General features: G+C 58.8%; 16 protein-coding genes. 7 read left to right on the top strand and 9 right to left on the bottom strand.

Translation table 11 applies throughout. The annotated features are described in order from the left end of the window. Window positions 1–18 precede the first annotated feature (18 nt). Window positions 19–1,257, top strand: coding sequence for an MFS transporter (locus ACR0M2_RS15695; RefSeq protein WP_480705908.1), 1,239 nt, complete (start codon window positions 19–21; stop codon window positions 1,255–1,257). A 20-nt stretch (window positions 1,258–1,277) separates the two neighbouring features. On the opposite strand, the gene ACR0M2_RS15700 is transcribed toward ACR0M2_RS15695, so the two are convergent. The 6 genes from ACR0M2_RS15700 to ACR0M2_RS15725 form a co-directional block, all read right to left on the bottom strand. Further along, window positions 1,278–3,314, bottom strand: a complete 2,037-nt coding sequence (locus tag ACR0M2_RS15700) for a bifunctional aldolase/short-chain dehydrogenase (RefSeq protein ID WP_480705910.1) — start codon at window positions 3,312–3,314, stop codon at window positions 1,278–1,280. Between the two features lie 75 nt (window positions 3,315–3,389). Beyond that, window positions 3,390–4,484, bottom strand: coding sequence for an S-methyl-5-thioribose-1-phosphate isomerase (mtnA, locus tag ACR0M2_RS15705; RefSeq protein WP_170361669.1), 1,095 nt, complete (start codon window positions 4,482–4,484; stop codon window positions 3,390–3,392). Between the two features lie 136 nt (window positions 4,485–4,620). Further along, window positions 4,621–5,076: a YaiI/YqxD family protein gene (locus ACR0M2_RS15710; protein ID WP_480705912.1), complete on the bottom strand. Its 456-nt coding sequence runs from the start codon at window positions 5,074–5,076 to the stop codon at window positions 4,621–4,623. Beyond that, window positions 5,073–6,530 (bottom strand): Si-specific NAD(P)(+) transhydrogenase, encoded by a 1,458-nt coding sequence (sthA, locus tag ACR0M2_RS15715; RefSeq protein ID WP_480705913.1) that lies wholly within the window; start codon window positions 6,528–6,530, stop codon window positions 5,073–5,075. Before sthA ends, ACR0M2_RS15710 begins: the two co-directional genes overlap by 4 nt. A gap of 3 nt (window positions 6,531–6,533) precedes the next feature. After that, on the bottom strand, window positions 6,534–7,367 hold the full coding sequence (gene fghA / locus ACR0M2_RS15720; protein WP_480705915.1) for an S-formylglutathione hydrolase: 834 nt from the start codon (window positions 7,365–7,367) through the stop codon (window positions 6,534–6,536). A 101-nt stretch (window positions 7,368–7,468) separates the two neighbouring features. Next, window positions 7,469–8,398 carry an AEC family transporter gene (locus ACR0M2_RS15725; RefSeq protein WP_170376847.1) on the bottom strand — a complete coding sequence of 310 codons (930 nt, stop codon included), beginning with the start codon at window positions 8,396–8,398 and terminating at the stop codon, window positions 7,469–7,471. A gap of 182 nt (window positions 8,399–8,580) precedes the next feature. Between ACR0M2_RS15725 and ACR0M2_RS15730 the strand changes: the two genes are divergently transcribed. After that, window positions 8,581–9,198 (top strand): TetR/AcrR family transcriptional regulator, encoded by a 618-nt coding sequence (locus ACR0M2_RS15730; protein WP_170350053.1) that lies wholly within the window; start codon window positions 8,581–8,583, stop codon window positions 9,196–9,198. An 86-nt stretch (window positions 9,199–9,284) separates the two neighbouring features. Here the strand turns inward: ACR0M2_RS15730 and ACR0M2_RS15735 are convergent, their stop codons facing one another. The 3 genes from ACR0M2_RS15735 to ACR0M2_RS15745 form a co-directional block, all read right to left on the bottom strand. Continuing rightward, window positions 9,285–10,655, bottom strand: coding sequence for an HlyD family type I secretion periplasmic adaptor subunit (locus tag ACR0M2_RS15735; protein WP_480705917.1), 1,371 nt, complete (start codon window positions 10,653–10,655; stop codon window positions 9,285–9,287). Further along, the gene (locus ACR0M2_RS15740) at window positions 10,652–12,394 is read right to left on the bottom strand and encodes a type I secretion system permease/ATPase (RefSeq protein ID WP_480705919.1); all 1,743 of its coding nucleotides are present in this window, start codon (window positions 12,392–12,394) and stop codon (window positions 10,652–10,654) included. Before ACR0M2_RS15740 ends, ACR0M2_RS15735 begins: the two co-directional genes overlap by 4 nt. A gap of 61 nt (window positions 12,395–12,455) precedes the next feature. Further along, window positions 12,456–15,659 carry a beta strand repeat-containing protein gene (locus ACR0M2_RS15745; protein ID WP_480705920.1) on the bottom strand — a complete coding sequence of 1,068 codons (3,204 nt, stop codon included), beginning with the start codon at window positions 15,657–15,659 and terminating at the stop codon, window positions 12,456–12,458. Between the two features lie 339 nt (window positions 15,660–15,998). On the opposite strand from ACR0M2_RS15745, the gene ACR0M2_RS15750 reads away from it, so the two are divergent. The 5 genes from ACR0M2_RS15750 to ACR0M2_RS15770 all read left to right on the top strand — a co-directional run bounded on the left by ACR0M2_RS15750 (window position 15,999) and on the right by ACR0M2_RS15770 (window position 21,878). After that, entirely contained in the window at window positions 15,999–16,919 is a 921-nt protein-coding gene (locus ACR0M2_RS15750) for a LysR family transcriptional regulator (RefSeq protein ID WP_425081990.1), read from the top strand. A gap of 303 nt (window positions 16,920–17,222) precedes the next feature. After that, on the top strand, window positions 17,223–18,806 hold the full coding sequence (locus ACR0M2_RS15755) for an ABC transporter substrate-binding protein (protein ID WP_170350058.1): 1,584 nt from the start codon (window positions 17,223–17,225) through the stop codon (window positions 18,804–18,806). A gap of 68 nt (window positions 18,807–18,874) precedes the next feature. After that, window positions 18,875–19,969, top strand: coding sequence for a M24 family metallopeptidase (locus ACR0M2_RS15760; RefSeq protein ID WP_480705922.1), 1,095 nt, complete (start codon window positions 18,875–18,877; stop codon window positions 19,967–19,969). Next, entirely contained in the window at window positions 19,969–20,976 is a 1,008-nt protein-coding gene (locus ACR0M2_RS15765) for an ABC transporter permease subunit (protein WP_170376837.1), read from the top strand. Before ACR0M2_RS15760 ends, ACR0M2_RS15765 begins: the two co-directional genes overlap by 1 nt. Continuing rightward, complete coding sequence (locus ACR0M2_RS15770) at window positions 20,976–21,878, top strand: ABC transporter permease subunit (RefSeq protein WP_480705924.1); 903 nt, start codon at window positions 20,976–20,978, stop codon at window positions 21,876–21,878. The genes ACR0M2_RS15765 and ACR0M2_RS15770 overlap by 1 nt, the downstream gene beginning before the upstream one ends.

Raw genomic sequence — 21,878 nt, forward strand, 5'->3', positions numbered from 1 at the left:
GATACCCCCGAGGTCCCTATGTCGCATTCTACGCGCCTGCTGAATCCGATCCTGATCGTAGGATGTATTATCATCACGGTCAGCTTTGCCGTGCGGGCGTCGTTCGGAGTGTTCCAGATTCCAATTGCCACTGAGTTTGGGTGGCTACGCACCGATTTCTCGCTGGCCATCGCGATCCAGAACCTGGCCTGGGGGATTGGACAGCCGATCTTTGCTGCAATGGCTGAAAAGATTGGCGACCGAAAAGCCATCATTCTTGGCGCGTTGACCTATGCGGCTGGTATGGTTCTGTCGGCTTGGTCTGTAACGCCGTTTGGTCATCAAATGTATGCGTGGCTGGTTGGATTTGGCATCGCGGGCACGGGTTTTGGTGTCGTACTGGCGGTGGTCGGGCGTGCGTCGTCCGACAAGAACCGCTCGATGTCTTTGGCCATTGTCACGGCGGCGGGCAGTTTCGGACAGGTGATTGGCGCACCGACGGCAGAATGGTTGCTCAGCTTCCTGCCCTGGCAACAGGTGTTTCTTGTCTTTGCAGCTGCGATTCTAGCCCTTGGGCTGACGCTGCCTTTCATGCGCGCATCACAACCGGTCAGCAAGGCCGAACTGGAAGAGAGCATGAGCCAGATTCTGAGCCGTGCGTTCCGTGACCCCTCTTATGCGATGATCTTTCTGGGGTTCTTCAGCTGCGGCTATCAACTGGCGTTCATCACCGCCCATTTCCCAGCCTTCGTGACCGAGATGTGCGGCCCGATCCAACCCGGTGGTGTGCTGCATTCGCTGGGCATCACCACCACCTCGGCCCTGGGGGCTGTGGCAATCTCGCTGGTGGGGCTGGCGAATATTGGTGGCACCTTACTGGCCGGTTGGGCCGGTAATCACTTCCCCAAGAAATACCTGCTGGCTTCGATCTATACCGCCCGCACATTGGCGGCTGCGGTCTTTATCCTCATGCCGATTACACCAATGTCGGTCATCGTATTTTCGATTGTCATGGGCTCGCTCTGGCTGGCGACTGTGCCTCTGACCTCGGGTCTTGTCGCGCATCTGTACGGGCTGCGCTATATGGGTACTCTTTACGGTTTCATCTTCCTCAGCCACCAGATTGGCGGTTTCCTGGGCGTCTGGCTGGGCGGGCACATGTATGACGTCTATGGCGATTACACGATGGTCTGGTGGATTGGCGTAGCCGTTGGCGCCTTCAGCGCTATAGTTCACCTGCCCATCCGTGAAAATCGACCGGTTGCAGTGGCGGCCTGATCCGGGCCACTGCGGATTTGTCAGCGTAGTTCCGCTTCGGTGTTTCCGCCATCGACGGTTACGACATGACCCGTGGTCCGTTCCATTTTGGCCAGTGCCGCAAAGGCGCAGGCGACATGGACGGCTTCGACCTCGCGCCGCAGCAGGTTGCCTTCCATATAGGTATCGGTCGTAACCCCGCGCGCCTTGGCGCGTTCATTGATGAAATCATCCGTCAGCAACCCGGACCGGATGCGGTCGGCATTGACGCCATTTACCCGCACCCCGAACTCAGCGAGTTCCAGTGTCAGTTGCCGCAGCAGGAACAGAGTGGCCGCCTTGGGCGTGCCGTAGGCGCCCATGTTCCGGCCTGGATTGATCGCTTGTTTTGAGATGTTGAACAGAATTTGCCCGCCGCGACCCTGCGCCTGCATCACGCGGGCCGCGCTGAGGGCAAAAGATTTGTGCGCAAAGAAGTTTAACTCAAACGCGGCGCGGAACGCTTGATCGCTCAGCTCCAATAGCGCGCCGCCGGTGGCAGACCCTGCATTGCTGACAAGGATATCGAGGCCTCCGAACCGCTGAACGGCAGCCTGAACCGCAGCATTGGCCGCACCCTCCTGCGTGATGTCGCAGGCATGGGTGGCATGCCACCGTCCCAGCGATTTGCCTGCCTCGGCCAGAGCGGTTTCGTCCCGGTCCACTAGCAGAACATTTGACCCTTCACGGGCGAACGCCTTCGCCGTTGCCAGTCCGATTGCCCCTGCTCCTCCCGTGACCACGACCACCTTGCCCTGAAAGGCAGGGCGCTTACCCTTACCGAGTTTGGCCTGTTCTAGTGACCAGTATTCGCAGTCGAACTGGTCTTTCTCGTCCAGCGGGTAGTATCCACCTGCATCCTCTCCAACAGCACGGACCCGCAGGTTTTGTTCGGCCAGATCAGCGGCGATGGAGGCCGCCTTGGCATTCACACCCATTCCGACCACGCCGATCCCTTCGACCCAGGCATGTTTCGGGTCGGTCGATAGGATTTTCTTGGGCTCATCAGTCTGCGCCGCCTGACGTTCAAAATAGGCGCGGTAGGATTCGGCGAATGCCTTGACCTTTTCCTTCAGTCGCGCAGGCCCACCCGACAGATCATGCGTGCGCAGCACCAGCGGAACCCCCTTGGTGCGCAAGACATGGTCGGGCGAAGCCATACCGCGCGCCGCCAAGGCCTCAATATCCGTCCGGTTAAAAAACGCCATCACGTCAGATCCGTTGCGCAGGTCAAACACCGGCATTGGATCGTCGCGCCCGGCTGAGACATCGGCAATGGCTCCGCGCAGGGCGGGCAGCACATCCAGATTATCCGCAGGATCGCGCACACCCAGGGGCGTTAACTCTTTCATACTAAAATAGGCGGCGACCTCGTTGGTATGCGCTACGATCCGGTCATAGCTTTCCCGCGCATTCTCTCCGAAAGTGAAATGCCCGTGCTGCAGCAGCAGCAACCCCTCGACCTCAGGGTTTTCCTCAAATACCTCAGCGGCTTTTTTTGCCAGCCCGAAGCCCGGCATGATGTAAGGGACTATGCCCAAACGATCACCAAAAATCTCGCGGCAAACCTCGGCAGCGTTGGGCAGGTTTGCCAGAACCAGAAACGGTGTAGCATGCGTATGATCGACGTATTTATGCGGCAGAAACGCGTGCAGCAGCGTTTCGACCGACGGATTGGGTGAACCTGAATCCAGCAAGTTGGCGCGCTGCACGTTCACCATGTCGAAATCAGACAAACGATCCAGTGCGCGCAGCTTCATCAGTGGATCAAGCCAAACGCCGGGAAGCCCCGGTGGCTCAATCGTGTCCAGATCCCAGCCCGAGCCCTTTACGTGAAGGACACGCTGCATGTGACCAAACAGATCGGGGCGTTCCAATTTGACCGAGGTGTTTCCGCCCCCATGCATCAGCAGGTCGGGGTTTTGACCGATCAGACGCGACGTGTAGATACGCTCGCCCAGCTCCTGATCCGCAGGGTCCGCACCCGCGTTCTGACGCCATTTCTCGGCCTCATCCGCCTTGTACCAGTTTTCAATCATCGCTTTTCCCAGCCCATTTCTTCAACGCCTCTACAAGCGGTGGCCGCACCTTCCGGAATGCCTGAAAACAATTTGTTAACCGGCGCGCTCGGGAAACAGCTCCGCAAGCCCCTCGGCGGATGCATCGCAGATGCCGCGTTCGGTGATCAGACCCGTCACAAGCCGGTTGGGGGTGACATCAAATGCCGGGTTGCCGCCCTCGGTTCCGTTTGGTGTGATCCGGACATCTTCAACGGCCCCGAGATCGTCCACGCCCATGATGTGAGTCACTTCGCGCTGATCGCGCTCTTCAATCGGAATCTCCGCCACGCCGTCCAGCACGGTCCAGTCGACGGTGGGCGAGGGCAGGGCGACATAGAATGGTACACCGTTGTCATTGGCCGCCAGTGCCTTGAGATAGGTCCCGATCTTGTTACAGACGTCCCCTTGTGCTGTTGTGCGATCGGTTCCGGTGATTACCGCATCGACCAGCCCGTGCTGCATCAAATGCCCGCCTGCATTGTCGACGATATAGCGATGGGGAATACCGTGCTCGCCCAGCTCCCACGAGGTCAGCGCGCCCTGATTGCGGGGCCGGGTTTCATCGACCCAGACCTGAACTGGAATGCCGGCCTCATGTGCGTGGTACATGGGGCTGGTGGCGGTGCCCCAATCTACTGTGGCCAGCCATCCGGCGTTGCAATGGGTCAAAAGACGCACCGGCTCGCCTTTAGGCTTGCGAGCGGCAATCTCCTTGATCAGGTCCAGCCCGTGCCTTCCGATTGACGCGTTGATTTCGACATCCTCATCCGCAATCTCCTGCGCCAGCGCCCAGGCGTAGCCCGCACGGTCGCTGAGGGCCAAAGGCATCAACGCGTCCCGGCACCGGTCCAGCGCCCAACGAAGGTTGATCGCCGTGGGCCGCGTGGCATACAGAATCTCGTAAGCGGCGTCAAATGAGGCATCAGAAGCGTCGCGCGACATCTGCTCGGCAATCCCGAAAGCGGCGGTCGCGCCAATCAGCGGCGCGCCACGAACCCACATCTCGCGGATCGCCGCGGCAAATTCGTCCAACGATTTGATCGTGACAACCCGAAACTCATGCGGCAACCACCGCTGATCGATGATCCGAACCTCTCTGGCCGCTTTGTCCCACCAAATCGACCGGTAATGATCGCCGTTCACCTTCATTATGCCGTCTCCCGTTTCAAATGCGCGCTCCAGTTTGGGCTTGAGTGTCCGGGTTGTGGTCGTAATGCGCAAGTGAAAGCTGCCGCCAAATCAGGGATGTGACGTTTTGGCCTTTCCCGCTCGACAGATGGATAGGCTACCGGCGAAGCGCGGCCCTGATCTCGCGTTCCAGCGCGTCCAGAAACCGGGATCGGTCGGCTTTCCCAAAAGGTTTACCGCCACCACCGGCACCCAGCGGGTTGGCGGCGCGCAGATCGGCCATCAGATCGCGCATCGCCAGTTGCTGACCTATATTGGCAGCCGTGAATGCCTCACCATTGGGGCGCAACACCCGCGCGCCGGCCTCGACGCATTTTGCAGCCAGAGGGATGTCCGACGTCACCACCACATCCCCTGATCCACAACGCTCGGCGATCCACTTGTCCGCCTCGTCCGCACCTTCCGCAACGATGACGACCTGCACCAATGGATTGGCCGATGACCGCAACCCACCATTCGAGACCAACGCCATCGGCACCTTGTGGCGTGTCGCCACCCGCTCGGCTTCGGCCTTCACAGGACAGGCATCGCCATCGACATACAGGGTGGTCACGCCTTCTTTGCCTGTTTCTTGGCGGGTTCTGCGGGTTTCTTGCGCACCTTGAACTCTTCGGGGATCGGCATCCGGTTGAACGCGTCCAGACCGGCGATCTTGTAGGCTTCGGCCAAGGTCGGGTAGTTGAACGTGTTCTGCACGAAGTAGTCCACCGTGCCTTTCAGGTTCAGCACCGCCTGCGCGATATGGATTAACTCAGTCGCCCCTTCGCCAACGATCTGCACGCCCAGCACCCGGCGGGTTTTCAGCGAGAACAGCATTTTCAGCATGCCATGCTCCAACCCCATGATATGCCCGCGTGAGGTTTCGCGGAACCGCGCCACACCAACCTCATATGGGATGCCGCGTTCCTCCAATTCTTCCTCGGACATACCGCAGGTGGAAATCTCGGGCACCGAATAGATGCCATAGGGATACCAAGGGCTTTCTGGCAGGGTGGGGGTGTCCAACGCATGACAGGCCGCCACACGGCCCTGTTGCAACGAGGTTGAGGCCAACGACGGGTGCCCGATCACATCGCCGGTGGCATAGATATGCGGCACAGTGGTCTGATAGGTTTTGCGGTCCACCTTGATGCGGTTGCGATGGTCCGTCTCCAAACCAACTGAGTTCAAATTCAGCGCTGAGGTCGCACCCATGCGCCCGGCCGCAAACAGCAGCATTTCAGCACGGACATGGCGGCCATTATCCAGTGTGACTTCGACATGATCCCCTGTGTCCTCGATCTTTTCCACGGCAGAGCCCAGCCGCAGATCGACGCCGTTTTCGCGAATTTGATGGGTGAAATCGTGGATCAACCGCTTGTCGATGAAATCAAGGAAGGTTTCGCGCGGCTCGATCAGGGTCACGCGCACATCCAGTGCCGAGAACATCGTGGCATATTCAACGCCGATTACCCCCGCGCCGATCACGACAAGCGAGCGCGGAATCTCGGCCATTTCCAGAAAGTCATCGCCGTCGACCACGGTTTTGCCGTTAAAGGGCACGTAATCCGGGCGGTAGGTTTTGGTCCCTGTAGCGATCAGGAACTTGGCTGCCGTCAGGCGTGTGGTTTCACCGGCATCAGTGGCGACCTCTATCTCATGCGGGCCGACGAACTTGGCCAGACCGTTCAGGGTTTCCACGTGGTTGCGGTTGAACTGATGTTCCAGCACGTCAACCTCGTGATCCAGCGTCATGTGCAGACGTGCCTTGAGGTCTTCGGCGCGGATTTGATCCTTGACCCGGTAAGATCGGCCATAAAAACTGCGCTCGCGCCAGCCGGACAGGTTTAGCACCGTTTCGCGCAAGGTTTTCGAGGGGATTGTGCCGGTATGAACCGACACGCCGCCAAATCGGTCTTTGCGGTCAATCACCAGCACACGACGTTTCAGTTTGCCCGCCTGGATTGCCGCGGAACGCCCTGATGGCCCTGACCCGATGATGATCAGGTCATAGTCAAATTTGCTCATCCGTCAGTCCCCGTACATCGCTTCGGCGTGGAAGGTGATGTGGTCTTCCATGAAGGTCGATACAAAGAAATACGAGTGATCATAGCCCGGCTGTAAACGATAGGTTGCCTGCTGGCGTCGTTCCGCGATGGCTGTCGCCAGCGCCTCGGGGCGTAGAAGGTCGATGAACTGATCACTGGCACCTGTGTCGATCAGGATTGGACCGTCAAAGCCAACCTCTTTCATCATCAGCGAGGCATCGTGCTTGGCCCAAGTGGCTTCGTCATTACCCAGATAGGCGCTCAGCTGTTTGCGCCCCCAATCCGCGCCGGTCGGGTTCGAAATCGGCGCGAAGGCCGAAACCGACCGAAACCGACCTGGCAAGTTCATCGCCAGGGTCAGCGCCCCGTGGCCACCCATTGAATGACCAGTGATCGCTTGACGATCCATGTCGATGGCGAAGTTTTCTGCCAGCAGGTTCGGCAGTTCCTCGGCCACGTAGTTCCACATGTTAAAATGCGGTGCCCATGGGGTTTGTGTTGCATTCACATAGAACCCGGCGCCCTGGCCCAGATCATAGTCATCGTGATCGGCCACGCTTTCACCCCGTGGAGAGGTGTCGGGGAACACGACGGCAATGCCTTGTTCGGCTGCCCAGGCCTGCGCACCGGCCTTGGTCATGGCGTTTTCGTGTGTGCAGGTCAGGCCAGACAAATACCACAGGACGGGAACCGGGCCGTCCTTTGCTTCGGCAGGTAGAAACAGACCAAAGGTCATGTCGCATTGGCAGGCTGGCGACGCATGGCGGTAGACGCCCTGCACGCCACCGAAACAGGCGTTTTCCGAAAGGGTTTCCATCTGGCAGAGTCCTTAAATTTAGATCGCGTTATGGCTAACGATCCAAGGACGCCGCGTAAAGGCCGCACGACTTCGGCGCGCGTTTTTTTGAATGCTTTGGCTCAGAGCGTCCCAACCCAGGCGATGACCACCGGCACGGTCAGGATACTGACCGCAGTCGACAGCAGGATCGCTGCTGAGGCCCGGTGCGGGGCCACACGGTAGTGGGCTGCCAGCATGTAAACATTTCCGGCCACCGGTAGCGCCGCTGCCGCAATTGCGACCGTGGCGGAAAAGGCATCGACGGGCATCAACCACAGCAGCACCACGGCCACACAAGCCGGGTGAATGACCAACTTGCAAAAACTCAGCCATGCCGCAACCTGAATGCGTTCGGCGGACTTGGACGCCAAAGAGGCCCCAATTGCAAACAAAGCCCCCGGTGTGGCCGCCCCGCCCAGAATGGTCAGAAAATCATTGAGTGCCGCCGGAACCGGCATTTCCAAAGCCGACCACAGAAGCCCTGCGGAAATCGAAACGATCATTGGGTTCTTCAACAATCCCAACCCAATCAGGCGCAACGTTGCCGGGGTCAGCCGTCCGTCGCGCCCCGCGTTGATCAAAATCACGATCAAGGACGAAAACACCACCAGATCAACGGTCAGAACCAGCATGACCGGCCCAATGGCGGCCTCGGACAACAACAGCGCCAGCATCGGTAGTCCCAGAAAGCCGACATTTCCGATGGCGGCACATTGGGCCTCGACCGCCGCGGTAGGAATATCAAGCCTGCGAACCCAGGCCACTCCAGTTGCCAGACCATACACGGCGAGAGTTCCCAGCAGATAGCCCGCCATCAGCCGACCGTTGAAAATGTCGGCAAAGGGCAGGGTGGCGGCAAAGCGAAACAGCATCGCCGACAGTGCGAAATAGAACACGAACTTTGTCAGATAGGCTGTCGCGTCTTCGGTGAAAAAGCGGCTGCGCCCGGCCCAGTATCCCAGGCCGATGATTGCAAAAAACGGAAGCGTGCGCAGAAATATTTCGACCATGCCCAAAGTGTTAGCATCGTTTGACCGCGCAGCAAGCCTTGAACGACAACGACCGGAAGCCGCGGGTTTGCGGGGCAAAACATTCAGAATTCACATTCCGTTACGCAACGGGACAACGCGAATCGTTGTATCTGTACTGATCGGTTTATAGTTTGAGGGGAACACTAACCCTAGGAGAGCTCATGACTCAGACAGCCGCCATCCTTCGCACGGGCCGCAAATTCGATCAGGTTTTGCGCGGAGCCCGAGAAGTTTTCATGGCGGATGGGTTCGAAGGTGCCAGCGTCGATGACATCGCGCGGGCGGCGGGCGTGTCCAAGGCGACGCTCTACAGCTATTTCCCTGACAAGCGTCTGCTGTTCATGGAAGTCGCCCAGACCGAATGCAAGCGTATGGCTGAAAGAGTCATTTCGATGATCGACGACTCCAAACCTGCGCGCGAAGTGTTGACGATCACGGCGACGCAGCTAACCGCATTTCTAGTGTCCGATTTCGCGCAGCAGGTATTTCGTATCTGCGTGGCCGAGCGGGATCGGTTCCCTGAATTGGGCCAAGCGTTTTACGAATCCGGACCTCAGAATGGCCAGCGTCATATGGTCGAATATTTGGAAAAGGCCGTTCAAAAAGGCGAATTGGTAATCGAAGATGTTCAGATTGCAGCCGAACAGTTCTCAGAACTGTGCAAGGTTCGCTTCTGGACCAAAGCCGCGTTGGGCATCCAGACCAATTTCAAACAATCCGAGATTGATGAGATCGCGTTGCACGCAGTGGACATGTTCATGGCGCGTTACGGCGTCTGACACTTAAGCACGCATTGATACTGGTTGGATCGGGACAACGATCTCAGAAATGCCTGCGCCCAAATCGCGGGCGCAGGCAGCCGTAATCACTCGATAAAGGTCTTGGCCAACCGATCGCTGATGGGTTGCGACAGGTAGCTTATGACGGCGCGTTCGCCGGTCTTGACGAACAAATCTGCGGGCATGCCGGGCACCAGTTCCAATGCGGCCACGTCTCGCGGTTGTTCGGCATTCAGCTTTACCCGCGCCTTGTAATAGGCTTCGCCGGTGCGTTCATCCTCAAGCGCATCGGCTGAGATGTCGAAGATATGCCCCACAGCTTCGGGCACGTCCGCTTGCGCAAAGGCCGACAGGCGGATGCGCGTGGATTGACCGATCCGCAGCTTATCAATGTCGCCGGTCTTGACTCGTGCCTCGACGATCAGGGCTTGATCGGCTGGGACGATATCCATGATCGGCGCACCCGGGCGGATCACCCCGCCATTGGTTGACACTTCCAAATTCACAACGCGTCCGCTGGTCGGGGCCAGAACCTGTGTTCGCTTCAGGCGTGCCAGCGTGCCCGCGAATTGCGGTCGAACCAGATCAAGCTGGGCCTCAACAACAGCCAGCTCCCCGGCGAGGACCTCATCGCGTAGTTTTTGCTGGCTGAGCAGGGACAGCTCCAACTCTTGCACTTGATCTTCGGCCTGGGCGATCTGGGTGCGCAATGATGCGTCAACGCCAGCCAGCCGTTCCAACTCGATCTGCCGTGCGCTGACCCGCGTGACGGCGACCAGCCCCTTATTCAACAGCGTCTCTAAGTTGGACAACTCAACCCGCGTGATCTTGATCTGGTTCCGGGCCGCGCGGCGCTGTTCATCCAGACCCGTGACCTGGTTGCGTAGGCCCGCGATACGTTGCGCGTTGATCTGCGCTTCGGTCCGGCGGGCACGGGCTTCGGCGTCAAATAGTTGTTTCTGGGTCAGGTAAGGCGACACCCAATGCAGGCGGTCCATTCCTTCGCGGAATCCCGCCAGGGCGGTGGTTTCTTCAAATTGGCTCTGCCCGCTCATTTGCGCCAGCAGGCGCGCGCGGCGAACCGACAGCTCACCCAACTGGCTACCCTGAACGCTAAGATCCACGTTAATCTCGGTGCTGTCGAGCTGAACCAGAGGCTGCCCTGCCTGCACAAATTGGCCGTCTGTGACCAGGATCGACTGAATTATGCCGCCGTCCAGATGTTCGACCGTTTTGCGTTGGCCCTCTACCACAAAGGATGCGGGTGCAACCACGGCACCATCGAGTTTCGAGGCAAAGGCCCAATAGGCGCTACCACCGACGAATACCGCCAGGGTGAACAGGCCGAACAGGACATAGCGGGCGATGCCAGGGGAACTGTCCGAAATCTCTTTCAGCTGTGCGTCGTGAAATCCCACGGCAGTTCGAGGGGCTGAGTATTTGACCAGGTCAGTCATTGGGCCGCTCCTGTGATCTGAGTTTCATCCACCCGGCTGGGTGCCGGTTGTGTTGGTTTGTCCAGAACGTTGCGGCGTTTGACTTTCAGAACGTCCTGCTTGTCGCCGAACTGGGTTTGATTGCCATTGCGCAACACCATCACCTTGTTCGCCGCCTGCAGCGTGGCTGGGCGATGCGTCATGACAATGGCAATCCCGCCGCGTTCCTGCACAGCCAGCAAAGCATCGCGCAGGGCCTGTTCGCCCTCGGCGTCCAGATCCGAGTTGGGTTCATCCAAAACCAGAACAAACGGATCACCGTATAGCGCACGTGCCAGAGCCAGCCTCTGACGCTGACCGCCGGACAGGAAAAAACCGCGGCCAAGCCTGGTTTCGTACCCGTCGGGCAAACCGCTGACCAGTTCGTGAACCCCTGCTTCGCGCGCGGCACGCAGGACCTCGGCATCGTCGATCGCGGTGGAGAACCGGGCAATGTTTTCGCGGATTGTGCCATCGAACAGCTCGACATCCTGTGGCAGGTATCCGATCTGTTTGCCCAAGTCTTCGGGATTCCATTTCGACATCGGGCTGCCGTCCAGCAGAACCTCGCCCCGTTGCGGATGCCAGATGCCCGCAAGCATCTTGCCCAGCGTGGTCTTGCCCGAACCGCTCTGGCCAATCACTGCCAGAACGTCCCCGGCCGTGAGGCTGAAATCAATCGCCCGGATGGTGGCATTGAGCGCAAGTGGAGGGCCTGCCTGAGCGATGCGGACGTCCATCGATTTGAACGCACGCGGCAAGTTCAGGTTTGGAGGCGCCTCGGCAAAATCTTCGGTCAATTGTTTGATTTTGCTATAGGATCCGCGTGCAGCCAGAAAAGTGCGCCACTGCCCGATCAACTGATCAATCGGAGCAAGCGCGCGGGCCAGAACAATCGTGGCGGCAATCATGACGCCTGCGGTGGACTCGCCGATCACGGCCAGTGCCGCACCCATCCCCAGAACCGCTGATTGCAGGCCCATACGTATGGTCTTGGACAATACGGAAAAGCTGGCCACTCGATCAGCGGCGCGGGTTTTGTGTTGATGCGCGTCAGTTTGCAGCGCGGTCCAGCGGCGTACCAGATCGGATTTCATACCCAGCGCATGGACCAGTTCGGCATTCCTGTCGCTGATCTTGAACAGCGCATCCGACCGCCCTCGTGCCTGCGCGGCCTGCTGCATCGGGCCTCGGGATCGGGCGTTGTTGATCAGCGCCATCAATGTCAAGGTCAGCGCTCCGGCCAGACCCAACAGACCCAGAAACGGGTGCAGCACATAAAGAACCATCAGATAGATGGGTATCCACGGAGCATCGAAAAAGGCGGTCAGGGTGGTGCCGGAAATGAATTCGCGGAACCCGTTCACATCCTCGACCAGGTTTTCGCCTGCCTCAGCTTCTCCTTGAACCCGGCGGCGCATGGCGGCACTCAGGACGGGCGCGCCGACGCTGAGTTCGAACCGGGCGGCCAGGCGGCCCAGAATGCGCATCCGCATCAGGTCGAGGCACGCAATGACGATGAATACCCCCGCCAGCAGCACGGACAAGGCGATCAATGTGTCTATGTTCTGGCTGGTCAAAACCCGGTCATAGACCTGCAGCATGTATAGCGGCCCGGCCAGCATCAAGAGGTTCAGGAACAGGCTGAAGATCGCAACCGCAACAAAGCCTTTGCGCAGCGATCCCCAGGCGGTTTTGACGGGATTGGAATTCTGGAACATCGGATAGCCCTTTCCGGTTTGGCAAGCGGGGCGGCCACAAGACCGCCCCGTTGTGGATCGCTTAGGCGACGAAGTCGTCTTCGGTTAGGTCTGCGCTGTTGATCCCAGCCAGACGGACCGAGCCTTCGTTGCCAAAGGTGATCAGGGTGTCATTGCCATCCTGCGCAACATTCACCGCGCCGCCGAAATCGGGTCCGAGGTCGCCGAACTGCAGCTGATCGCGACCGATCTCAAAGTCCTGGATCACGTCATTGCCGAAGTCTTCACCGAACGAGAACGTGTCTCGTCCCAGCCCGCCGATGAGGATGTCATCACCGCCTTCACCCGAGATCAGGTCTCCGCCCGCGCCGCCATTCAGCACGTTGGACAGATCGCTGCCGACGATCACATCGCCATCATCGGACCCGATGACGTTTTCAATGGACTGCAGCACGTCGGTCTCGAACTGGTTTTCGACAACGTCCTGACCGATGACACCGGTGCCCCCGGTCGCATTCACATCCAGCGTTGCACCTGCGTCGACCAGAGTGTCCTGCACCACCGGGCCGTTCACGCCCGCCGGAGCATTGTGCAGATGGATCGCCGAAACAGCGCCGGGGATTGGGGTGCCCAGCTCTGCTTCGCTGATGCCAACAACGCTCAGCTCGCTGGAATAGGTGACCTCACCAGTGTTCAGGTTCTGCGTGATGACAACGGTGGCCTCACCGGTCGCTTCGCTGTTTGACAGCGGCCCTGGCTCTTGCGCCGCGTCCAAACCGCCACTCAGGCTAACGGTGCGGATACCGTTTTCGGTCACGTCGCTGTCGACCGATAGCTGCCCGCGGATTTCACCCGCCGGGAACTGGTTGGTGTGGATGTTGTAGTAGAGGTTGCCTTGAACCGCCTGCTCAACAAAACCGGCACCATCGGCAATGTTGGACCCGAACTGATCCGGTGCCGCGATAACCGCATCGGTGACCGAGATGTTGAACCCGGTATCGCGGGTGGCGGTGCCATTGCCGTTGGCGTCCAGACGAACCTCGACCGCGACGTCCAGATCCGAGAAGTCGGCCGTGTCGATGCCGTCTCCACCGTCGATGAAGTCATTGCCCAGACCACCGGTCAGAACATTGTCGGCATCGCCGGCAATCAGAACGTCATCACCTGCGCCGCCGTCGATGTCACCATTGGTAGTGCCCAGATCGACAAAGATATCGTCGCCATCGCTCAGCAGAACGTCACCGTTGATCACGCCTTCGTCGTCGTTAACGATGGTGACGGTGCCTGCGTCCGAGGCGTCGATTGCGTTGACCGTGCCGCGGATTTCGCCCTCGTTCAGGACGGCACCAACAAGGTTCAGACCGCCATCAACGCGCAAGCCCGCCGCAGCGTCCGAGTCCTCGGATCCCGCGATCAGACCTTCGTTGACGACAACTCCGGCAAAGGACGCGTCATCCTGGCTGGTGAACAGGCGCAAGCCATCGCCCACCTGGTTGCCCTCCGCGGCGTCTCCGCGGCCTTGCAGCGTGCCTTCGTTGACGACAGCGGCCGAGACCACATCCCCAGAAACATCGCCGGTTTGCAACGAGACGGCTGAGCCGTTATTGCCTTCGCCCGCGTCAACCAGACCGGTGTTGGTAAAGGTATAGTTGTCGGCGGTACCATCGGCATAAACCGTACCGTTGCGCTGGTTGCCGGTGCCCAGAATGTCACCTTCGTTGATGACCTCGAGCCCTTCTCCGTCAATATTCAGCGCGCGGCTGTCCGAGGTGACAATACCCCGGTTGACGAAGGACCCGCCCGAATGATCGCCTGTGCCAAAGTAGACACCGTTCTGACCACCCGCAAAGACGCCGGTTTCCTCGTTGACCAGTTGGCCTTGGAAATTGACGTTGTTTACAGCGCGGAACGCGCCGACAGTGCCATTTGCACCTTCGGACGAGACCGAACCTGTGTTGGTGATCGTTCCGGTGAACAGAGCAGGGCCAAAGCCGCCGCCTTCCAGCCGGGCGCCTTCCAGACGGATGCCATCTCCGGCGGTGCCCAGACCAGCGCCTGCATTGCCGCGACCGGCGACGGAGCCTGCGTTGGTCACTTCGACCTCACCATTGCCTTCGGCAGACAGGGAAAGTGAAACGCCAGCGCCTTGGTTGCCTTCGCCTGCATCGATTGAGCCGGTTGCCAGATTGTTGATCGAGAAATCAGACGCGGTGTCGTCGGCGTAGATCGTGCCGTTGCGCTGATCGCCAGAGCCCAGAATGTCACCGCCATTGACCAGATCAACGCCGGAGCCGTCGATATTAACCGCGCGGCTGCCTGATTGGATGGTGCCAAGGTTCAGCACATCCAGATCATGTTCGCCTTCACCGATATAGAGACCGTTGCGAGGCCCTTCGATCACACCGGTCGAGGTGTTCAGAATCTCACCTTCGGCATTTGCGCCATTGGCAATGCGAATACCGGCGGCGGTGCCCTGATTGCTTTCGGTCGAAATCAGACCGCTATTGATGATCTCGGTTTCAAGAATGGCACCTTCGGCACCATCATCGATGCGGATGCCGTCTCCGGCCAGACCTGTATTTGCCGCCGCCTGACCGCGGCCTTGAATGGTCGCGCCAAAGCCGTTGAACACGTCGGTCTCCACGCGGTCTCCGACCTCATCACCGACTTGCAGCGAAATACCGGCGCCCTGATTGCCGTCACCGGCATCAATCGTGGCGCCTGAGAAGTTCGAGATCGAAACATCCTCGGCGGTGCTGTTGGTATAAATCGTGCCGTTGCGCTGATCGCCGGTGCCGATGATGTCGCCAAAGTTGCGCACATCAATGCCCTGACCCTGAATATCAACCGCACGACTGTCCGAACTGATCACGCCGCCGCGGAAATTATCCAGGCTGCCAGAGCTGTCAGGCCCGGCAAACTGCACTCCGTTAAATTCCCCGGCTATCTCTCCGAAGTTTCGGACTGCGGCGCTGCCGGTCACCTGAACGCCGGTGGCCAGAACTTCGGGACCGTTATTTGCTTCGATCCGGCCCGAGGCAAAGTTGAAGATGTCGACATCTTCACCCTGCGCCTGCACAGCGGCCACGGCGTTGTTGGTGACTATCTCACCAAAGTTCAGCAGGCGCGAGAAATCATTGGCCAGCACAAAGGCCGGAGTGTCATCGACAACCGTGCTTTGGAAAAAGTTGTTCAAAAGGGTTTGGCCATCGCGGCTGGTCTCTTGTGCCAATGTGGACGTGGTTAAAAGACGTGCGCGTAAGCTTTCCATAAGTTGGGACAGCATGGGGGACTCCATCATGGGTTTGCGTAATGCGGTCCGCCCGCTGGTCTGGGCATTCCACGTAGCAAAGGGGTAGTCACCTCCACGGCGCAGCTAAAATTCATCCTTCGAATTGGCGGTATAACCAATGCAAATAGTCACGGATGGCGTGATATCTGGCCACCGTTCCTCGTTCCTTTTCAATTGGTTACGTGGCATGTCTCCGCAGTGCCCTTCTATTCAATGGCGCGGATTGACGGTTTTGTCAGTGATTGTGATGCCGATTTTCTGCAGCGGCGCGCCGGTTGGCGTATGTAAAGGGCATCTCCAGCGGGATCGGAAACGGATCACGGGCTCAAAACTATGAACTTCAGAGACCTGGAATATGTGCTCGCCATTGCCAGACACGGCCAGTTCAGTCAGGCGGCTGTGGCCTGCAATGTCTCGCAGCCCGCTTTGTCTAATCAGGTAAAGAAGCTGGAACAGGAATTGGGAACGGATCTGTTCCTGCGCCTGAATAGCGAAGTGCGCCCCACTGCTTGTGGCAATCGCGTGATCGCCATTGCCGAGCGCATCCTGAAAGACGCCCAGAACATCCGAGATACCGCGACTCAGTTTCGCAACCCCGAGGCAGTGCCTTTCAATATCGGTATGACCCCGACACTGGCCCCCTATCTGACGCAGTACTTTTCCGAGCTGTTCAGCGCGCTTTTTCCCAACATGCGTGTCACCATGGTCGAAGATCTGCCACAGAACATGTTGCAAATGGTTGAAGATCACACGCTTGACGTCGCCCTGGTGGCAAAGGTCAACAACAGCGAAGCGCTGGATTTCACTTCGATCTGGTCTGAACCCCTGTTTCTGGCCGTACGCGAGGGCCACCCACTGTGCATGTTGCCAACCATCGCGCCAGAAGATGTGCCGGTGCATGACTTTATTCGGCTTCCCCATAGTTTTGGTTATGAACTGGAAGACCGGTTGCCTGAATCAGACCCCTCGAACCGGGCCAGCAAGCGGTTTGATCTAAGTGCGCTTCGGTTCGAGACGATCTGCCGCCATATCTGCCACTCGGATGATTGCACCATCGTCTCGGCATTGGCGGCGGAACAGTTCAAACGGGACAAGTGGCCTTTGTGCTTTGTCCCATTCGAAGGCCCCGGCAATCTGCGAAACTTGGGCGCGGCAACGCGTCCGGGCTGTCCCCGCCGACCGCTTTTGGACCGTATCGGTGCCTATATTAATGAACGGCCACCTGTCGGGGTTACGCCCACTTTTTCGCACTGAGCGCCAACTGATCTCTTGTATCTTGACCTGCGATGGCGGCCGGCACGCTGTCACGTAGCAAGACATGGGCCGTTAGGTCATGGTGATTATCCTCTTGCCCGAACGACCCAAAAGGCCGAACGTGTGGGGGTATCCGCCTTGTTAACGGGTTGCTCAAATTAGCGTGTGCAAGTCAGTTGACAATGGATTTTGTATTTTGGATACATTGGGCAGAGATATCGCGATGACACGAGTCGTCTAGGAATGCTCTGACCACAAAGAGCAACGCGAATGTCTGAATAAATTCATTTCTGGGAGACCCACATGAAACTGAAATTGATGGCCGCAACTGCTGCGATCGCCTTGTCGGCTGCCGCGGCACAGGCAAACACTCTGGTGTATTGCTCTGAAGGATCGCCCGAAGGGTTCGATCCGGCCCTGTTCACCGCCGGGACGACTTTTGATGCGTCTTCGCACCCGATCTACAACCGCCTGCTGGAATTCGAAACCGGAACGACCAACGTCATTCCCGGTCTGGCCGAAAGCGTCGAAGCCAGCGATGACGGTCTGGAGTACACGTTCAAGCTGCGTCAGGGCGTCAAGTTCCATTCCAACGACGAATTCACCCCGACCCGTGACTTTAACGCCGATGACGTGATCTTCTCGTTCATGCGTCAGAAGGACGAAGGTCACCCGTTCAATCAGGTGTCCGGCGGCACCTGGGAATACTTCCAGGGTATGGGCATGCCAGATCTGGTCGAGTCCATCGAAAAGGTCGATGACTATACGGTCAAATTCACTCTGACCAAGCCCGAAGCGCCGTTTGTGGCCAACATGGCGATGGATTTCGCCTCGATCCTGTCGGCTGAATATGCCGATGCGATGATGGCGGCAGGTACACCTGAAAAGCTGAACACTGCGCCCATCGGCACTGGTCCGTTCTCGTTCGTGGCCTATCAGAAAGACGCCGTGATCCGCTATGCGCAGAATGCCGACTACTGGAAAGACCCGGCAGACGTGGAAAACCTGATCTTTGCGATCACTCCAGATGCTTCGGTGCGTTATCAAAAGCTGAAGGCCGGCGAATGCCACATCATGCCTTATCCGAACCCGGCTGACATTCAGGCGATGAAGGATGACGGCGACATCAACATGATGGAGCAGGAAGGCCTAAACGTCGGTTATCTGGCGTATAACACCACTATGGAGCCGTTCGACAATCCGAACGTCCGTAAGGCGTTGAACATGGCGATCGACAAGAACGCCATTATCGACGTTGTGTTCCAGGGCTCGGGCCAGGTGGCCAAGAACCCGATCCCGCCGACCATGTGGGGCTATAACGACGCCATCACCGACGATGCCTATGACCCCGAAGCGGCCAAGGCGATGCTGGAAGCCGAAGGTGTTTCCGATCTGTCGATGAAGATCTGGGCGATGCCGGTACAGCGTCCGTACAACCCGAACGCACGCCGCATGGCGGAGTTGATCCAGGCGGATTTTGCTAAGGTCGGTGTGGATGTTGAGATCGTGTCCTATGAATGGGGCGAGTATCTGTCGCGCTCGAAAGAACTGAACCGCGATGGCGCTGTTCTGCTGGGTTGGACCGGTGACAACGGCGATCCAGACAACTTCCTGGCCGTGCTTCTGGGCTGTGACGGTCGCGAAGCATCGAACCGGGCACAATGGTGCCACGAACCGTTCGAAGATCTGATCCTGAAAGCCAAGCAAACCACCGATCAGGCTGAACGCACCAAGCTGTATGAGGATGCTCAGGTCGTCTTCAAAGAGCAGGCGCCATGGGCCACCATCGCACACTCGGTCGTTTACATGCCGATGAGCAATAAGGTGCAGGGCTACAAGGTGCATCCGCTGGGTGGCCACATCTTCTATGGCGTGAGCGTCGAATAAATCACCACTCACTGACCGGAGCCGCCCAATTGGCGGCTCCGGTTTTCTATTTCTGGAGGTCGGCGCGAATGCCGGATTTGTCCGAGTACCGTCAACTGGCAAAGGACATGTCAGTAGACGCCGTGGCGCTGGTGCCTGGCCCGAATTTCACACGCGCTTTGGGAAAACCCTTCATGAGCCACGAACGGCCTTTCGTGGTTGTGATCCCAGCCGAAGGTGCCCCGGCCGCGATTGTGCCAAATCTTGAGCTGGGGTCTTGGGCGCTGGTCGGGTTCGACAGCGCTGTCTTTGATTGGCGCGATCAAGCAGGCTATGACGAAGCCTTTGCCGCGCTGGCCGCGCATATGCCACTGTCGTCACTGGCGGTCGAAGGTCAGGTGATGCGGGTTTTCGTTTCAAAGGCGCTGACCCGCGCGATGCCGGATCTGCGCATTGTAGACGGCGAGCGTGAGATTTCCGGTCTGCGTATCATCAAGACCGATGAGGACATCGCGGCGCTACAGGCGGCAATTGATATCTCGGAGCGAGCGCTGGCGCGCGTCATCGAAGATGTGCGTATCGGTCAGACCGAGGTTCAGATCGAACAGGCCCTGATCCAGGCGTTGTTTGCCGAAGGCGCCGCCTCGCTGGCTTTTGCGCCGATTGTCGCCGCGGGCGATAACTCGGCTCAACCGCATGGCAAGGCGCGGGCGGATTACAGGATCAAACCCGGCGACGCGCTGTTGTTCGATTTCGGTGCCCGCAAACACGGTTTTGCCGCCGATATTACCCGGACCTTTTTCGTCAAAGAGGTCTCGGACGAGGGCAGGGCGGTCTACGATACAGTCCTGCGCGCCAATCTCGCCGGTTTCGAGGCCTGCCGCCCCGGCGTGACCGCGCACGATATCGACGACGCGGTCATCAGCGTGCTTGAGGCCTCGCCTTTTGCCGACCGCATCCGCACCAAGACCGGACATGGTCTGGGCCGGGACGTCCACGAGGCACCGTATATCATGCGCGGGAATGACCAGAAAATCTTGCCCGGAATGGTTTGGACCAACGAACCGGGCCTTTATGATCTGGACAATTTCGGCGTTCGCATAGAAGATGACGTGCTTGTTACACGGGATGGCTGCCGGTCGCTGACCCGCTTTCCCAAAGATCTCACAATCATAGGTCGCTGATGTTTGGCTACTTACTCACACGCCTTGGCATGTTCGTTCCGACATTTCTGGGCGTGACGCTGATTTCCTTCATGTTCATCCGGGTCCTGCCCGGTGATCCCATCATCGTCATGGCTGGCGAACGCGGCATGACCGAGGAACGCTATCAGGAGATGGTCGAGAAGCTGGGCTTCGACAAACCGGTCCTGCAACAATACTGGGATTACCTTGTCGGCGTCCTGCATGGCGATCTGGGCGAGAGCTTTGTCACCAAAAAGCCGGTCTGGGATGAGTTCTTCGCCTTGTTCCCTGCCACGCTGGAGCTGTCGCTTTGTGCAATGATCTTTGCGGTGGCACTGGGATTGCCTGCCGGCGTGATCGCGGCGGTGAACCGGGGCAAGTTCTTCGATCGGGCGCTGATGTCGTCAGCCCTGGTCGGGTATTCGATGCCGATCTTCTGGTGGGCGCTGCTGCTGATCATCGTGTTCTCGGGCAATCTGGGCTGGACGCCAGTCTCGGGTCGGATTGACCTGCTGTATTATTTCCCCAGTGTCACCGGTTTCATGCTGATCGACAGTCTGTTGTCAGGCCAGGCGGGGGCGTTTGGTTCGGCCGTCCGGCACCTGATCCTGCCGACGATCGTGCTGGGCACCATCCCGCTGGCGGTCATTGCACGTCAGACACGCTCGGCCATGCTTGAGGTTTTGGGCGAGGATTACATCCGCACTGCCCGCGCCAAGGGTCTGGCGCCGACACGGATCAACGGGCTGCATGCTCTGCGCAATGCGTTGATCCCGGTGATTACCGTGATCGGCCTGTCGGTCGGTACCTTGCTTGCCGGGGCGATCCTGACCGAGACGATCTTTAGCTGGCCGGGTATCGGCAAGTGGATGGTCGACAGCATTTTCCGCCGTGACTATCCGGTGGTGCAGGGTGGCCTGTTGATGATCGCGGTGATTGTGATGCTGGTGAACCTGCTGGTCGATGTCCTCTACGGCATCATCAACCCCAAAATCCGGAGGCGGTGATGGCTGAACTATCCGCAAACCCACCCAAAACCGAAGACCGCCCCAGCGCATTGCGCGAGTTCTGGTATTACTTCAGCGAAAACCGCGGCGCGGTCATGGGGCTTTGGGTTTTTGCCGCGTTTGTCTTGTGCGCCGCATTCGCTCCGCTGCTGGCGCCATACGATCCGACGGAACAGTTCCGCAATCACATCCTGCAGCCCCCGGCGTGGCAAGAGGGTGGCAGCTGGGCCTTTCCGCTGGGCACTGACCCACTGGGCCGGGATATGCTGTCGCGCCTGATCATGGGATCCCGCTATTCCTTCTTTGTCGGCATCGTTGTGGTCTGTGTGGCCGTGACAGGCGGTGTGATCATTGGTCTGTTGTCCGGCTTTGCACCCAAATGGGTTGATACGATGATCATGCGGGTGATGGATATCATTCTGTCCTTCCCGTCGCTACTGCTGGCATTGGTTCTGGTCGCCATACTCGGGCCCTCGCTGACCAACGCCATGATCGCCATCGCCATCGTTTTTCAGCCGCACTACGTGCGTCTGACCCGTGCCTCGGTCTTGTCTGAACGTCAGAAGGATTATGTCACCTCGGCCCGCGTGGCCGGTGCCAGCAAAGCGCGGCTGATGTTTAAGACCGTGCTGCCCAATTGCCTGGCCCCGATCATCGTGCAGGCGGCGCTGTCCTTCTCGACCGCCATTCTGGACGCCGCAGCCCTTGGCTTCCTGGGCATGGGCGCACAGCCGCCCACGCCGGAATGGGGCACCATGCTGGCCGAAGCGCGAGAGTTCATTCTGCGTGCATGGTGGGTTGTGACATTCCCCGGCCTGGCCATCCTGGTCACCGTGCTGGCCATCAACCTGATGGGCGACGGTCTGCGCGACGCGCTGGACCCGAAACTAAAGCGGAGCTGA

The sequence above is a fragment of the Ruegeria sp. BE10 genome (genome assembly GCF_056538905.1).